This is a genomic window from Bradyrhizobium sp. NC92 (assembly GCF_025200865.1).
Lineage (GTDB): Bacteria > Pseudomonadota > Alphaproteobacteria > Rhizobiales > Xanthobacteraceae > Bradyrhizobium.
Map to the genome: position 1 here is coordinate 1,034,132 of NZ_CP104171.1, position 14,952 is coordinate 1,049,083.

At 65.2% G+C, this 14,952-nt stretch carries 13 protein-coding genes; 7 read left to right on the plus strand and 6 right to left on the minus strand.

Going from position 1 to position 14,952, the window contains the following annotated elements; genetic code table 11:
• Nucleotides 1-158: 158 nt before the first annotated feature.
• The 3 genes from N2602_RS04885 (at nucleotide 159) to N2602_RS04895 (ending at nucleotide 3,501) form a co-directional block, all read left to right on the plus strand.
• On the plus strand, nucleotides 159-2,069 hold the full coding sequence (locus tag N2602_RS04885; RefSeq protein ID WP_260381940.1) for a propionyl-CoA synthetase: 1,911 nt from the start codon (nucleotides 159-161) through the stop codon (nucleotides 2,067-2,069).
• Nucleotides 2,070-2,298: 229 nt separating this feature from the next.
• Entirely contained in the window at nucleotides 2,299-2,568 is a 270-nt protein-coding gene (locus N2602_RS04890) for a hypothetical protein (RefSeq protein WP_172785112.1), read from the plus strand.
• Between the two features lie 186 nt (nucleotides 2,569-2,754).
• Nucleotides 2,755-3,501, plus strand: a complete 747-nt coding sequence (locus N2602_RS04895) for an OmpW family protein (protein WP_260381941.1) — start codon at nucleotides 2,755-2,757, stop codon at nucleotides 3,499-3,501.
• A gap of 102 nt (nucleotides 3,502-3,603) precedes the next feature.
• Here the strand turns inward: N2602_RS04895 and N2602_RS04900 are convergent, their stop codons facing one another.
• Nucleotides 3,604-4,299, minus strand: a complete 696-nt coding sequence (locus N2602_RS04900; protein WP_172785110.1) for a DUF1013 domain-containing protein — start codon at nucleotides 4,297-4,299, stop codon at nucleotides 3,604-3,606.
• 265 nt (nucleotides 4,300-4,564) lie between these two features.
• Between N2602_RS04900 and ispH the strand changes: the two genes are divergently transcribed.
• From ispH to rnhA, 3 genes are read left to right on the plus strand one after another with little or no spacing between them, the layout of a single operon-like run.
• The gene (gene ispH / locus N2602_RS04905) at nucleotides 4,565-5,533 is read left to right on the plus strand and encodes a 4-hydroxy-3-methylbut-2-enyl diphosphate reductase (protein ID WP_172785109.1); all 969 of its coding nucleotides are present in this window, start codon (nucleotides 4,565-4,567) and stop codon (nucleotides 5,531-5,533) included.
• 6 nt (nucleotides 5,534-5,539) lie between these two features.
• Nucleotides 5,540-6,523, plus strand: coding sequence for a homoserine kinase (locus tag N2602_RS04910; RefSeq protein ID WP_260381942.1), 984 nt, complete (start codon nucleotides 5,540-5,542; stop codon nucleotides 6,521-6,523).
• Entirely contained in the window at nucleotides 6,520-6,984 is a 465-nt protein-coding gene (rnhA, locus tag N2602_RS04915) for a ribonuclease HI (protein WP_212254030.1), read from the plus strand. Before N2602_RS04910 ends, rnhA begins: the two co-directional genes overlap by 4 nt.
• A gap of 110 nt (nucleotides 6,985-7,094) precedes the next feature.
• Here rnhA and N2602_RS04920 read toward each other — a convergent pair whose 3' ends face one another.
• The 5 genes from N2602_RS04920 to N2602_RS04940 all read right to left on the minus strand — a co-directional run bounded on the left by N2602_RS04920 (nucleotide 7,095) and on the right by N2602_RS04940 (nucleotide 14,284).
• Nucleotides 7,095-7,580: a peroxiredoxin gene (locus N2602_RS04920; protein WP_260381943.1), complete on the minus strand. Its 486-nt coding sequence runs from the start codon at nucleotides 7,578-7,580 to the stop codon at nucleotides 7,095-7,097.
• A gap of 233 nt (nucleotides 7,581-7,813) precedes the next feature.
• Complete coding sequence (locus N2602_RS04925) at nucleotides 7,814-9,499, minus strand: long-chain fatty acid--CoA ligase (RefSeq protein ID WP_260381944.1); 1,686 nt, start codon at nucleotides 9,497-9,499, stop codon at nucleotides 7,814-7,816.
• 189 nt (nucleotides 9,500-9,688) lie between these two features.
• A complete protein-coding gene (locus N2602_RS04930; RefSeq protein WP_260381945.1) occupies nucleotides 9,689-11,164 on the minus strand; it encodes a D-alanyl-D-alanine carboxypeptidase family protein in 1,476 nt (491 codons plus the stop codon).
• Between the two features lie 191 nt (nucleotides 11,165-11,355).
• On the minus strand, nucleotides 11,356-13,152 hold the full coding sequence (locus N2602_RS04935; protein ID WP_172785103.1) for a glucan ABC transporter ATP-binding protein/ permease: 1,797 nt from the start codon (nucleotides 13,150-13,152) through the stop codon (nucleotides 11,356-11,358).
• Nucleotides 13,153-13,234: 82 nt separating this feature from the next.
• Complete coding sequence (locus N2602_RS04940; protein WP_260381946.1) at nucleotides 13,235-14,284, minus strand: ABC transporter substrate-binding protein; 1,050 nt, start codon at nucleotides 14,282-14,284, stop codon at nucleotides 13,235-13,237.
• Between the two features lie 226 nt (nucleotides 14,285-14,510).
• Here N2602_RS04940 and N2602_RS04945 point away from each other — a divergent pair, with 226 nt between their 5' ends.
• On the plus strand, nucleotides 14,511-14,870 hold the full coding sequence (locus tag N2602_RS04945) for a hypothetical protein (RefSeq protein WP_172785101.1): 360 nt from the start codon (nucleotides 14,511-14,513) through the stop codon (nucleotides 14,868-14,870).
• The last annotated feature ends 82 nt before the right edge of the window (nucleotides 14,871-14,952 follow it).

Genomic DNA, 14,952 nt, shown 5'->3' on the forward strand with positions numbered 1-14,952 from the left:
GGGGACAGGGAGAAGACGCGTTCTTTTCGGCTTGAACCGCGGCCCGTTCCCGGGAAAATACCCGTCAAACAAGGCCGGCAATTGATCCTGGTCATGGCGGGACGCTCGTCCTGTCGTCAGGTCAGGGCCAGGCGAACAAAGGGAACGGGAGCGCGGGCATGAACGTCCAGGGCAAAAGCAGCTATCACGAGGTCCACGCGCGTTCGCTGACGGATCCGGAAGGGTTCTGGGCCGAGGCAGCCAAGGACATCGACTGGATCGAGCCTGCGAAACAGATCTTCGATCCCTCGCAAGGAACCTACGGCCGCTGGTTTGCCGGAGGCGTCGTCAACACCTGCTACAACGCCCTCGACCGCCACGTCGAACGCGGACGTGCCGACCAGGTCGCGCTGATCCATGATTCGCCGCTGACGGGTTCGGTCACCAAGCTCACCTATGCCGAACTGCTGAACGAGGTCCAGGCGCTCGCCGCAATCATGCAGGATTTCGGCGTCACCAAGGGCGACCGCGTCATCCTCTATATGCCGATGGTGCCGGAGGCGGTGGTCGCGATGCTCGCCTGCGCGCGGCTCGGTGCGGTGCACTCGGTGGTGTTCGGCGGCTTTGCCGCAAAGGAGCTTGCCACCCGCATCGACGATGCGCAGCCCAAGCTGATCCTGTCCGCCAGCTGCGGCATCGAGCCCGGCCGCATCGTGCAGTACAAGCCGCTGCTCGACGAGGCGATCAGGCTTGCCGGCAGCAAGCCGAAGGCCTGCATCGTATTGCAGCGCCCGCAGCTCACCTGCGAGATGACGCCGAGCCGCGATTACGACTGGGCCAGCCTGCGCCGCAAGGCGCTGAACGACGGCAAGCGCGCGGCTTGCGTGCCCGTCGCCGCGACGGATCCGCTCTACATCCTCTACACGTCGGGCACGACCGGCGTGCCGAAGGGCGTCGTGCGCGACAATGGCGGGCATCTCGTCGCGGTGAAATGGTCGATGTTCAACCTCTATGGCGTCCAGCCGGGCGAGGTCTGGTGGTGCGGCTCCGACATCGGCTGGGTGGTCGGCCACAGCTACATCGTCTACGGCCCGCTGCTGCATGGTGCGACCACGATCATGTACGAGGGCAAGCCGGTCGGCACGCCCGACGCCGGCGCGTTCTGGCGCGTGATCTCCGAGCACAAGGCTGTCGCCTTCTTCACCGCTCCGACGGCCTTCCGCGCCATCCGCAAGGACGACCCGGAAGGGAAATTCATCCGGCAGTACGATCTCTCGAAATTCCGCACCCTGTTCCTCGCCGGCGAGCGTGCCGATCCGCCGACCGTGGAATGGGCGGAGCAGCAGCTGAAGGTGCCGGTGATCGACCATTGGTGGCAGACCGAGACCGGCTGGTGCATCGCCGGCAATCCGGTCGGCCTCGGCATGCTGCCGGTGAAGCACGGCTCGCCGACGGTGCCGATGCCGGGCTACCAGGTCGATGTCGTCGATGAAGCGGCAAAGCCGGTCGGCCCCAACACCATGGGCTCGATCGTCATCAAGCTGCCGATGCCGCCGGGCTGCCTGCCGACGCTGTGGAATCAGGACGCGCGCTTCAAGGAAGCCTACTTGAGCGAATTCCCCGGCTATTACAAAACCTCCGACGCCGGCTACAAGGACGAGGACGGCTATGTCTTCGTGATGGGCCGCACCGACGACATCATCAACGTCGCCGGCCATCGTCTCTCCACCGGCGGCATGGAGGAGATCCTGGCCTCGCATCCCGATGTCGCCGAATGCGCCGTGCTCGGCGTCAAGGACGCAATCAAGGGCGAGGTGCCGTGCGGCTTCCTGGTGCTGAAGGCGGGCGTGAAGCGCCCGCCCGCCGAGATCGAGAAGGAGATCATCGCGCTGGTGCGCGACAAGCTCGGCCCGGTCGCCGCGTTCAAGCTCGCCATCACCGTCGGCCGCCTGCCCAAGACGCGCTCCGGAAAGATCCTGCGCGGCACCATCAAGAAGATCGCCGACGGCGAATCCTGGACCATGCCGGCGACGATCGAGGATCCCAAGGCGCTCGACGAGATCGGCGAGGCGCTGAAGGGAAGGGTGTGAGGAAGTTCTGCGGTCATACGGGCGAGGCGCGAGGTCGTCCCCAACTCAACTGTCATCACCCGCGGAAGCGGGTGATTCAGTACCCGCGGCGATTGTGTGAGCCAATGACCGCCGCGGCGTACTGGATTCCCCGCCTGCGCGGGGAATGACAGCGAGCGTGGAACGGCGCCCGGGGACTTACAATCTCCTCATTCCGCGCTAAACAGGGGCGGTCAACAAGGGACCCTCGATGCCACTTGCCGCCGCGCCACGCCTGCTGACCGCCTTAGCTCTCGCCATCGCTCTCTCCGCCTGCTCGGCGCGCTACCAGAATCCGGTGGCGATGGGCGGCGATGATGACGACGCGGTGTGCCAGAGCCGAGGCTATGCGCAAGGCTCGCCGGAATACGTGGCCTGCCGCAAGGACCGCGACGTCCAGCGCAACGCCGCCACCGCGCGCGCCGATCGCCGCCAGCGCGATCTCGGCGAGTACATGTTGAACAACCCCGTGCGCCCATGATGTGAGCTGCGGCACTATGTTGCCGCCCGCTTCGGATTCGCGCCTTCCGTGACACATCTGCAACGCCGGGGTCAAATCGCGTCGCGATGGTCCTGGTTTGATCGGCATCAAATCCTTCACCGTCCTCTTTCTGCTCTGACGCTGATGTCGCGCAACGATGCGCGGACATGGTTGAAGGGGATTGCTATGGATGGAACGATAAGAAACTTGGCGCGGATCGCGACACTCGGCGCGCTGCTCGTGGGCACGCTTGCATCAGTGCAGGCCGCAGATCTGCCGGCCTACAAGAAGGCGCCGCCGCCGGTGGAGGCGTTCAATCCGTGGATGGTGCGCCTGCGGGTGCTCGGCGTGTTGCCGGATGCGGGCGGGAGCACCGTCAATGTCGCGGGCGTGCCGTCGCTGTCGTCGCCGAATTCAGGTCTGTCGATCAGCGACCAGGTCGTTCCCGAGCTCGACATCAGCTATTTCTTCACCAAGAACATCGCGGCCGAGCTGATCCTGGGCGTGACCAGACATTCGATCAGCGGCACCGGCTCGCTCGCGAACCTGCCGATCGGCAAGACCACGCTGCTGCCGCCGACGCTGACGCTGCAATATCACTTCGACCAGTTCGGCGCGTTCGAGCCGTATGTCGGCGCGGGCGTGAACTACACCGTGTTCTTCAACAATTCCGCCGCCAACGTGCCGGCGGCCATCGTCGGACCGCCCGCGATGGTCGCCACCGCAACGAACCTGCACGTCAGCAATGCCTGGGGCGGTGCCGTCCAGTTCGGCTTCGACTACATGATCGACCGGCACTGGGGTCTCAACGTCGACGTCAAGAAGCTCTGGCTGCGCCCGAACTACAGCGCGACCGTCTCCGGCCTGCCGGTCACCGGCACAGCGCATATCGATCCCTGGCTGGTCGGCGCCGGCGTGACGTACAAGTTCTGAGGCGTTTGCGGCGTCCGTCTCGACGCTCGCGCTCTCACACGCAAAAAAACGCGGCAGGTTTCCTTGCCGCGCTTTTCGTGCGTTCGATCGTCGAGGAGGGGGCTACTCCTCCTCTTGGTCCTGCTTCTTTCCGCCGAGCGTCTTCAGCTTGGCGAACACGGCGTCGACGTTGAGGTCGTCGCTCGATCGCTCGGCAGGCTCGAACTCGTCTTTCTTGGTGGTCTCGGACGCCGGCAGCAGGGTGGCGCCGCCATAGGCTGCGTCGATCGGCTTTTCCTTCGCCGCGCGCTGCACCTCGAAATCGAGCTCGATCTGCGAGCACAGGCCGAGGGTGACCGGGTCGATCGGGGTCAGCGACGAGGTGTTCCAGTGGGTACGGTCGCGCACGCTGGCGATCGTGCTCTTGGTGGTGCCGACCAGGCGCATGATCTGAGCGTCCTTGAGTTCCGGATGGTTCCGCAGCAGCCAGAGGATGGCGCTCGGGCGCTCATGGCGGCGCGAGACCGGGGTGTAGCGCGGGCCCTTGCGCTTGGGCTGGGGCGGCAGCACCACCTTGCTCTCCTGGAGGCGGAGCCGGTAGTCCGGGTTCTTCTCGCCCTTCTCGATCTCCTCGCGGGTCAGCTGGCCGTTGGAGAGGGGATCCATGCCCTTGATGCCCTGGGCGGCGTCGCCGTCGGCGATGGCGCGCACCTCGAGGGGATGCATCTTGGTGAAATCGGCGACCTGATCGAAGGTCAGCGCGGTGTTGTCGAGCAGCCAAACGGCGGTCGCCTTGGGCATCAGAGGTGCGTTGCTCATGGCAAATCTCCTTTGTGCTTCGCCCACCCCTCTGGAGGCGAAACCGGTGGTCATCAGCGATGACAGGGAATTCGCGCTATATAAGCCCGGAGGGGGTAGCCATGCAATGGTTCTGCTATAGATAGTGCCTTGACACCGCCCGAAAGGGGGCCCAATTCCCTTTGAACCGCTGTAGGGTTCAAGCCGACAGTTTTAAGCCCAATTCCCATCCATCGACCGCCCCCGCCAGAAGGCGAAACGGGTGATTCGGTCCCGAGATCGCTCAATGTCAGCCAAACCAGACCTCAAGATCGTGCTTTGTTCTCCCCGCGGCTTTTGTGCCGGGGTGGTCCGGGCGATCGACACCGTGGAACGGGCGCTCGATAAGTACGGTGCCCCCGTCTATGTTCGCCACGAGATTGTGCACAACAAGTACGTCGTCGATGGGTTGAAGAAGAAGGGCGCTATCTTCGTCGAGGAGCTCGCCGAAATCCCCGAAAACACCACCGCCCCGGTGGTGTTCTCGGCCCACGGCGTGCCGAAGTCGGTTCCGGCCGACGCCCAGTCCCGCAACCTGTTCTCGCTGGATGCGACCTGCCCGCTCGTGACCAAGGTGCATCGCGAGGCCGCGATCCACTTCAAGCGCGGCCGCGAGATCTTCCTGATCGGCCATTCCCACCATCCCGAGGTGGTCGGCACGCTCGGCCAGCTGCCGCCCGGCGCCGTGACCCTGATCGAGACCGCCGAGGATGCCAAGACCATCACGCCGAAGGACCCCAACAACCTCGCCTTCGTGACCCAGACCACGCTGTCGATCGACGACACCGCGGAGATCGTCGCGCTGCTCAAGGAGCGCTTCCCGAACATCAACGGGCCGCACAAGGAAGACATCTGCTACGCCACCACCAACCGCCAGCTCGCGGTGAAGAAGGTGGCGCCGGTGGTGGACGCGCTCATCGTCGTCGGTGCCCCCAATTCGTCGAACTCGCAGCGCCTGCGCGAGGTTGCCGAGCGCGAGGGCTGCAAGATCGCGGTGCTGGCGCAGCGCGCCGCCGACCTCGACTGGGGCAGGTTCGGCAACATCAAGAGTCTCGGCATCACGGCGGGCGCGTCGGCGCCGGAGGTGATCGTCGAGGAGATCATGGACGCCTTCGCCGAGCGCTACACGCTGCACGTGGAGACGGTCTCGGCCGCGGAGGAGAATGAGTTCTTCCCGCTGCCGCGTCAGGTGCGCCCCGAAGCTGCCGCCGAGTAGACCTTTATGGCGGTCTACACCGACGTCGCCGCCGACGAGCTTGCGGATTTCCTGAAGCAATACGATCTCGGCGAATTGCTCTCCTACAAGGGCATCGCCGAGGGCGTCGAAAACTCCAACTTCCTGCTGCACACGAGCAAAGGCTCGTTCATCCTCACGCTCTACGAAAAGCGCGTGGCGAAGAACGATCTGCCGTTCTTCCTCGGACTGATGACCCACCTCGCCGAGCACGGCGTCAATTGTCCGCTGCCCGTGCGGGGACGCGACGGCGAGGCGTTGCGCGAGCTCGCAGGCCGGCCCGCCGCGATCATCACCTTTCTCGAAGGCGTCTGGCCGCGCAAGCCGAACGCGACCCATTGCGCCGGGGTCGGCGAGGGGCTGGCCCGGATGCATCTGGCCGGCGCCAATTTCACGGTTCGGCGCGCCAACGCACTCTCGGTCGCCGGCTGGCGGCCGCTGTTCGATGCGGCTTCGAACCGGGCCGACGAGGTGCAGCCGGGGCTGCGCGCCTTCCTCGCCGCCGAGCTCGACCATCTCTCGAGCGGGATCTGGCCGAGCAACCTGCCCGAAGGCGTGATCCATGCCGACCTCTTCAACGACAACGTCTTCTTCCTCGGCGACAAGCTCTCGGGGATCATCGATTTCACCTTCGCCTGCTACGACATGCTGGCCTATGACGTCGCGATCTGCCTCAACGCCTGGTGCTTCGAGCCTGATCATTCCTTCAACGTCACAAAGGCGCGCGCCTTCCTCAACGCCTATGGCCGCGTGCGCCAGCTGAGCGAAGCCGAAGAGGCCGCGCTGCCGCTGTTGGCGCGCGGCGCCGCCATCCGCTTCCTGCTGACGCGGCTGGTCGACTGGCTCAACGTGCCGCCGGGCGCGCTGGTCAAGCCGAAGGACCCGCTGGAATATGTTCGCAAGCTGCGCTTCCACCAGAGTGTGACGAGCGTGCGCGACTACGGGCTGACGCCGTCGGGGCTGGTGGCGTGAGCGAGCTTCCCAATGTCACGATCTATACCGACGGCGCCTGCTCGGGAAATCCCGGGCCGGGCGGCTGGGGCGCGATCCTGAAGTTCGGCGACAAGGAGAAGGAGCTGAACGGCGGCCAGCCGCATACCACCAACAACCAGATGGAATTGATGGCGGCGATCTCGGCGCTCGAAGCGTTGAAGAGGCCGTGCACGGTCGATCTCTATACCGACAGCCAGTATGTCCGGCAGGGCATCACCGGCTGGATCTTCGGCTGGAAGCGCAACGGCTGGCGCACCGCCGACAAGAAGCCGGTGAAGAACGTCGAGCTATGGCAACGCCTCGACGCCGCGCTGAAGCAGCACGAAGTCCGCTGGCATTGGGTCAAGGGCCACGCTGGCCACCCCGAGAACGAGCGCGCCGATCAGCTCGCGCGCGACGGCATCGCCATGGCGCGGTTGCAGCAGCGGGTGAGGGAGTAGGTGTCATTCCGGGGCGCCCGAAGGGCGAGCCCGGAATCCATTCCTCTACGCGTTGTGACGTGAGATGGATTCCGGGCTCGCGCTGCGCGCGCCCCGGAATGACCAGAGTCTTACAGCTGCCCGAGCAACGTATCTCCGCCCGACACCTCGACCTTGCCGGGCATCGCCTCGAGGTTCAGCTTCTTGACCACGCCGTCTTCAATCAGCATCGAATAGCGCTTGGAGCGGATGCCGAGGCCGTTGGCGGAGGCGTCCAGCTCCATGCCGATCGCCTTGGTGAAGTCGGCATTGCCGTCGGCGAGGAAGATCGCCTCGTCGCGCTGGTCGGTGTCGCGCTTCCAGGCGTTCATGACGAAGGCGTCGTTGACCGAGACGATGGCGATGGTGTCGATGCCCTTGTCCTTCATGGCATAGGCGTTGAGGAAGATGCTCGGCAGATGCATCTTGTGGCAGGTGCCGGTATAGGCGCCGGGCACCGCGAACAGCGCCACCTTCTTGCCCTTGAAGACGTCGTCGGTGGTCTTCACCTGCGGGCCTTCCGCCGTCATCACGCGGAATTTCGCCTCGGGCAGCTTGTCGCCAATCTGGATCGCCATCGTCGTTTCTCCATGGAAATGGGCCGGGGGCTGTTCTAGAGCATTTTACCGCCGGAGGGAAACGGCTTCACCGCGCTGTGATGAGGCGACGGTCGCAATTTTCTCGTCATTGCGAGGAGCTCTTGCGACGAAGCAATCCAGACTGTCTCTGCGGAAATAACTCTGGATTGTTTCGCTACGCTCGCAATGACGATGGGGCGCGTGGGCGCGCCCCATCGAGCCGAAGCGCGCCTTTAAGCCGCTTCCGCCTTCTTCTCGTCGCGGAGTTGCCGGCGCAGGATCTTGCCGACATTGGTCTTCGGCAGGTCGTTGCGGAATTCGATGTGCTTGGGCACCTTGTAGCCGGTGAGCTGCTCGTGACAGAACTTGATCACGGCTTCGGCGGTGAGGTTCGGGTCCTTCTTCACCACGAAGGCCTTCACCGCTTCGCCGGACTTGGAATCGGGGATGCCGATCACGGCGCATTCGAGCACGCCCGGATGGCTCGCGATCACTTCCTCGATCTCGTTCGGATAGACGTTGAAGCCCGAGACCAGGATCATGTCCTTCTTGCGGTCGACGATCTTGGTGTAGCCCTTCTCGTCCATCACGCCGATGTCGCCGGTGCGGAAAAAGCCGTCCGCGGTCATCACCTTGGCGGTCTCCTCCTGCCTGTTCCAGTAGCCGGACATCACCTGCGGGCCCTTGGCGCAGATCTCGCCGGCCTGGCCGAGCGGGACTTCGTTGCCGTCATCGTCGCGGATCGAGATGTAGGTCGAGGGCACCGGGATGCCGATCGTCCCGGTGAACTCGGTTGCCGTCGCCGGGTTGCAGGTCAGCGTCGGCGAGGTCTCCGACAGGCCGTAGCCTTCGGCAATGAAGCAGCCGGTGATCGCCTTCCATTGGTCGGCCACGGGGCGCTGCACCGCCATGCCGCCGCCGTTGGAGATCTTCAGCTTGGAGAAGTCGAGCTTCTTGAAGTCGGGATGGTGCATCAAGCCGTTGTAGAGCGTGTTCACGGCCGGGAAGCTGTTGACCGGGTATTTCGCCAGCTCCTTGACGAAGCCGGCGATATCGCGCGGGTTCGGGATCAGCAGGTTGCAGCCGCCGGCGCGCACCGCCAGCAGATAACAGGCCGTCAGCGCGAAGATGTGATAGAGCGGCAGCGCGCAGACGATCATGAGCTGCTCGACATGCGGCGGCGCATTGAGCGCCGGCTGCAGCCAGGCGTCGTTCTGCAGGACGTTCGCGACGATGTTGCGATGAAGCAGCGTGGCGCCCTTGGAGACGCCGGTGGTGCCGCCGGTATATTGCAGGAAGGCGACGTCACCCGGCGACAGCTTCGGCTTGTTGAACGTCATGCCGCGGCCGGCGGATAGCGCGTCGTTGAAGGGGACCGAGCCTGGCAGCGACCAGGCCGGGACCATCTTCTTGACCCGGCGGACGACGAGGTTGACGATCACGCCCTTGAAGCCGAGCAGGTCGCCCATGCTGGCGACGATGACGTGCTTCACCTGCGTTCTCGCGATCACCTGCTCGACGGTGTGAGCGAAGTTCTCCAACACGATGATGGCTTCGGCGCCGGAATCCTTGAGCTGGTGCTCGAGCTCGCGCGGGGTATAGAGCGGGTTGACGTTGACCACCGCGAAACCGGCGCGCAGCACGGCGGCGGTTGCGACCGGATATTGCAGCACGTTCGGCATCATGATGGCGACACGCGCGCCGCGCTGCAGCCCGCGGCCTTGCAAGTACGCGGCGAGCGCGACCGACATCTGGTCGAGGTCGCGATAGCTGATCGACTTGTCCATGCAGATGAACGCCTTGCGGTCGGCGAACTTGGTGAAGCTCTCCTCCAGCAGGTCGACCAGCGATGCGTATTGCGTCGGCTCGATATCGGCGGGCACGCCAGGCGGATATTGCTTGAGCCAGATGCGCTCCATGGAAGACTCCCCTCATTGACCAGGGCCCGTTGTCCTCGGGCTTGCCTCGTTGCCGCCAGTATCCAGCTTGCCGGAACGGGTGGCAAGCCATCGTGGCTTAGGGCAAAGGTCGGGGTGTCGCTACTGGAATCGTCGCAAAACCGCGCTGCCGCAGGTGCGAAGCGCGGGCTGGCTCAATTCCGAGAGGCGTTAACTGTTGTTCGCCGGCTTCGCGGCAGCGGCCGGCTTCGCAGCCTTGGGCTTGGCGGGCTTGGCGGCCTGGTCGCCGCTTGCAGGCTTCTCGGCAGGTTTGGCCGCATCGGGCTTGGCAGCAGCATGCTTGGCGCCCGCCGGCTTGGCAGCGGCCGGTTTGGCTGCGGTCTTGCCGTCAGCCTGCTTGGCGTCGGGCTTCACCGCCGCGGTCTTCGTGCCAGCCTCCTTGTTTCCCTCCTTGGGCTTGTCGGCGGCGTCTGGCTTCTTGGCGACGCGCGACTTCTTGCCACGCGGCTTGGACGCGGCCTGCTGGTCGGCATCGGCCGCGACCGCGGCGATCAAGGCCGTGCCGGTGCGGGTCGGGCCGGTATAGACCTGCACGGGCTCTGTGGCCGCGGGGGCCGAGGCCATCAGCTCGGAAGCCTTCATCAGCGGCGGCTGCAGGCCGGCCGTGAAGAAGGTGAACTGGGCGGCGCCGCCGGTGGCGGAGGCGGATCCGGTCGCGCCGCCATTGGCAGCAATCAGCGCATCGTCGTCGTCGCTGGCCGGCCGCTTGCGGTTGGGTCCGCACATCTCGTCGCGCAGATTCGGCGGCGTGGCATCGACCGGCACGAGATTGTCGACGGTGCCGAGCGAGGGGCGCAGCCAGGTGAGGTTGTCCTGAGCGAAGCCGCGCTCCAGCAGCTGCGCCGCCTTCACCGCGCGCGCCGTGCCGGAATTGGCGCCGAGCACCACCGCGATCAGCCGGCGGCCGTTGCGCGTGGCCGAGGCGACGAGGTTGTAGCCGGAGGCGCAGATGAAGCCGGTCTTGAACCCGTCGGCGCCGGGATAGCGGCCGATCAGCTTGTTGAAATTGCCGGTGACGCGCTTGCCGAAGCGGATCGCCGGGATGTGCACGAAGTACTCGTACTCCGGCAGGTCGCGCAGGAACGAGCGCGCCAAGATGCCGAGGTCGCGCGCCGAGGTGACCTGGCCTTCGGCGGGCAGGCCGTTCGGGTTGACGTAGCTCGTCTGGGTCATGCCGAGCTTCCTCGCGGTGTCGTTCATCACCGCGGAGAAGCCGTCGACCGAGCCGCCGACGCCTTCGGCGAGCACCACGGCCATGTCGTTCGCCGACTTGACCATCATCATCTTCAGCGCGTTGTCGACGGTGACCTGCGTTCCCGGGCGGAACCCCATCTTCGAGGGCGATTGCGAGGCCGCGGTTGGCGACACCGTGAGCAGCGTGTCGAGCGTCAGCCTGCCGTCCTTGACCGCCTTCAGCGTCACATAGGCTGTCATGATCTTGGTGACGGAGGCCGGATACCACGGAATGGTCGCGTTTTCGGCCTGCAACACCTTGCCGCTGTCGGCCTCGATCAGCAGGAGCGCTTCGGCGTCCGCCGCGCGCGGTGCGAGCAACGCGGCACAGGCGAGCGTCGCAGCGAACAGGTTGAACAGGGATTTGCGAAGCAGCGGGCGAAGGGCGTGCACTATCCGATTCCGGTCCTTGGAGATCCGTGCCCGAGAGGGTCGGTTCTCGTGATCTGATTGTCGGTTCTGAAATCCAGCGCCGCCGCTTGCGGCGTCGCAAACCTATACCGGCTGGTGCGTCGAGAATAGGGGCTTCGGGCGGGTATTCCGCAACGAAGTAGGCCGAATTTCGACGGTCCTCTCGGGACTTGCTAGGGGGATTTGGCAGCTGTCGCGGCAGCCTCGGCGGCCGTCACGCTGGCCCGCGCGTTCTCCTGCACCATGAACTGGGCCTTGGCCATCTCGGCAAAATGGCCGCCTTTGGCCACGAGTTCCTCGAAAGTTCCGGTTTCGATCACGCGTCCATTCTCGAACACCAGGATCCGGGTGGCGTTGCGGATGGTGGAGAGGCGATGGGCAATCACGAAGGTGGTGCGGCCCCTCATCACTTCGTCGAGAGCGGCATTCACCTTGACCTCGGTGACGGCGTCGAGCGCGGAGGTCGCCTCGTCCAGGATCAGGATCGGCGGGTCCTTCAGCAGGGCGCGGGCGATCGACAGCCGCTGCCGTTCGCCGCCGGAGAGCATGCGGCCGCGCTCGCCGGCATTGGTCTCGAAACCGCCGCTGCGCTCGATGAATTCCAGCGCCTGCGCGCGCTCCGCCGCCTTGCGCATCTCGGCCTCGGTCGCATCCGGCTTGCCGACGCGCAAATTCTCCGCGATCGAGCGGTTGAACAGCAGTGCTTCCTGGAACACCACGCCGATGTTCCGCCGCAGCGAGGTCAGCGTGACGCCGCGCACGTCCATGCCGTCGATCTTGATGACGCCGGATTGCGGATCGAAGGCGCGATGCAGGAGCGCAATCGCGGTCGACTTGCCTGCCCCTGTCGGGCCGACCAGCGCGATGGTCTGGCCCGGCAGCGCGGTGAAGGTGAGGTCCTCGATCGCCGGCCGCTTGCCGTCATAGGAGAACGTGACGTCGTTGAACTCGACGAGGCCCGACAGCCTGCCGGCATCGATTGCGTCGGGTCGGTCGTGCACCGCGGGCACGGCGTCGAGCACATTGAAGAACTCGCGCAGGCGCGGGGCTTCCATGAACACGCTGTTGATGAAGCTCACCACCTGCTCGAGCTTCTGGATCAGCAGCGTCGCGAAGCTCACGAACATCACGATCTCGCCGACCGAGGTCAGGCCCTGGTCGTGCAGCGCGATGCCGAGGGTGAAGATCGCCAGCACCGTGATGGTGGTGGACGCGCGCGTGATCACCGTGACCAGCGCCCACCACGACAGCACCGGCATCTGCGCGGCCAGCAGCTCGTCGGCGACTGAACGCAGTCCTTTGACCTCGGATTCGACGCGCACGAAGCTCTGCACCAGCGCGACGTTGCCGAGCGCGTCCGACGCGCGCGCGGAGAGTTCGCTGTAATGCTCCTCGACCTCCATCTGCATGCCGAAGGTCTTGCGCACAACGAAGGTGGTCAGGCCAGTGAAGACGATGCAGAGCACGAACAAGAGGATCGCCAGCCGCCAGTTCAGGTAGAGCGACAGCGGCAGCAGCACCAGGACCGAAAGGATCGCGGCAAAATGCTCGCGGAAGAAGCCGAGCCACAGCCGCCACAGCGCGTCCGTGCCGTTGAGCATGACCTTCATCAGCCGGCCGGAATGGGTGCCGGAGTGGAAGGTCAACGGCAGCTGCAGGATGTGCTCGAAATAATCGGTCAGCACCGCCTGGCGCTGGCGATGCGAGAGCCGGTCGGCCTGCAAGGCCACCAGCGCGCTGCAGACGATGGTGAACAGCCCGAACGCGACCCAGGCGGCCAGGAACGGCCAGGCCGAGCTCGAGCCGGCCACGGCCTTGCCCGAGAGCACGTCGACGATCCGGCCGAACAGCACCGGCTCGGCGAACTGCGATCCCGCCAGCAGGAGGTTGGCGACCGCAAGCACCCAGCCGAGCCGCGCCTCCTTGCCGAGCAGCTCGAGAACGCGGGTGTAGAGACGGAGGATGGACATGTGGGCGAGGGACTCGGCGACGAGGGAGCCCACATTCTAAGCAGGGACCGGCGCGAGATACAGCGCAAGCTTGCAGTTTTGCTCAGTTGATCAGCCGCTCTGCCAGCGGCGGCAGGAACTGGTCGTCGAAGACGTCGCGAAAAGCCGGCCGTTTGCGGAATTTGAAGTCCTGCGCGATCTGATCGATCGAGCGCTCCAGGCGCGCCGGCTCGATGCCGCCGACGCCGTTGCGCTTGACCTCCTCGGTCAGGATGTTGTCGGCAAGGACGGCGCGCAGGCGCTCCAGCTCCAGATTGCGGTCGCCGTCGTCGATGCGGCTCGCGGCCTCCTCCGCCGCCCGCGCCGGCTCCCTGGCCGTCGCTTTGATGCCCTCGATCAAGGCGCGGACGAAGCCCCTCACGGCATCCGGCTTCAACGCGGCGAAGGCGGTGTTGGCCACCACGGCAAAGCCGTAGGCTTCGCAGCCGTAATCCGCATAGCGCAGCACGACGAGATCGGCTTCGGGCACGCCGCGATCGCGCAGGTTCACCGCCGAGAGGTAGCTGAAGCCGGCGACGGCATCGACTTGTCCTGCGGACAGGATCGGCTCGCGCACCGCGGCGCCGATCTTGTGGAATTTGACGTGCGATGCCTTGATGCCGTTCTGCTGCGCCAGTGCCGGCCACAGCCGCATCGATAGATCGCCGTCGGCAACGCCGACGGTCTTGCCGTCGAGATCGGGCAGGACGCGGACACCGCGGCTCCTGCGCGCGACGATCGCGTAAGGCGCGCGGTCGAACAGCACGAACACGGCCTTGACCGGCGCCGCATCGTCCTTGTCACGAAACCGGATCAGCTCGTTGATGTCGACGAGCGCGAGCTCGCTGTCGCCTTTGGCGATGCGTGCGAGCGCCTCCGGCGATCCGTTCGCGCTGTTGAAGGACACGTTCAGATGCTCGGCGCCGAACCTGCCGTCCTTCGCCGCAAGGAAAAACGGCGCCATGCTCGCATCGATCGGACGGTCGAAGGTGAAGTGGATGGCAGTCGAGGGAGCGCCGCTCTCGGCCGCAATGGCCTTGCGCACACTCAATGCGGGGAACGAGATTGCAAGGGCCAGCAGGCACTGAAGGGCGATCGTCTTGAATCCGGACATCGGTCGCGCCGGCCCCGCATTGTTATGGTTTCGTGACGGCTTGCAGCGCCGGCCCGCGACGAGCGTGCGCGCGCGAACATGAACGGTGGATGAGCGGGCTTGCGGCATCGTTACGCAACCCCGTTCAGCTTGTGTTGGGGTTGGGGAACCTACTTAGGGGGCGAGTGTTTGACAGACATCAGCCTGTCGTCAGGCACAATCCGAGGTCCCAAGGAGGGTCCAGATCATGTTTGACAGCTTTTCGAAGTTCGTCGGCCGCAAGGCCGTTCTTGCCACGGCCGCCGTGGTGGCCCTGACTGCCGCTGCACCCAGCGCCTCTTACGCGGGCGGTCGTCATTGGCATGGCGGTGGTGGTGGCGCCGCCGCTGCCGCGATGTTCGGCCTGGCCGCGACCGGCCTCGCGATCGCAGCCAGCCGCAATGCCTACGCCTATGATCCGGGTCCGGGTTACTATTACGAGGGCGGCCCGGTCTATTACAGCAGCCCCGGCTATGGTCCCTATTATTACGACTCCGGCAACCGCTACACCTATGGCGGCTACAAAAACCCCTGCGCCCACGGCTATTCCGGCTATAGCTGCTATTAACCGATCGGCCATACGTCATCGGCGAACAGGCCGTCGCGCTTGCCGCGGCGGCTTGTTTTTTGCTTATATTGCCGCGTGTTAA

Bases quoted from the DNA above. Each gene is read 5' to 3' on its own strand.
- N2602_RS04925 (WP_260381944.1), bottom strand. From the start codon at position 9,499: ATGGAGCGCATCTGGCTCAAGCAATATCCGCCTGGCGTGCCCGCCGAT.
- N2602_RS04945 (WP_172785101.1), top strand. From the start codon at position 14,511: ATGTTTGACAGCTTTTCGAAGTTCGTCGGCCGCAAGGCCGTTCTTGCC.
- N2602_RS04935 (WP_172785103.1), bottom strand. From the start codon at position 13,152: ATGTCCATCCTCCGTCTCTACACCCGCGTTCTCGAGCTGCTCGGCAAG.
- N2602_RS04900 (WP_172785110.1), bottom strand. From the start codon at position 4,299: ATGAGCAACGCACCTCTGATGCCCAAGGCGACCGCCGTTTGGCTGCTC.
- ispH (WP_172785109.1), top strand. From the start codon at position 4,565: ATGTCAGCCAAACCAGACCTCAAGATCGTGCTTTGTTCTCCCCGCGGC.
- N2602_RS04920 (WP_260381943.1), bottom strand. From the start codon at position 7,580: ATGGCGATCCAGATTGGCGACAAGCTGCCCGAGGCGAAATTCCGCGTG.
- N2602_RS04910 (WP_260381942.1), top strand. From the start codon at position 5,540: ATGGCGGTCTACACCGACGTCGCCGCCGACGAGCTTGCGGATTTCCTG.
- N2602_RS04885 (WP_260381940.1), top strand. From the start codon at position 159: ATGAACGTCCAGGGCAAAAGCAGCTATCACGAGGTCCACGCGCGTTCG.
- N2602_RS04890 (WP_172785112.1), top strand. From the start codon at position 2,299: ATGCCACTTGCCGCCGCGCCACGCCTGCTGACCGCCTTAGCTCTCGCC.
- N2602_RS04895 (WP_260381941.1), top strand. From the start codon at position 2,755: ATGGATGGAACGATAAGAAACTTGGCGCGGATCGCGACACTCGGCGCG.
- N2602_RS04940 (WP_260381946.1), bottom strand. From the start codon at position 14,284: ATGTCCGGATTCAAGACGATCGCCCTTCAGTGCCTGCTGGCCCTTGCA.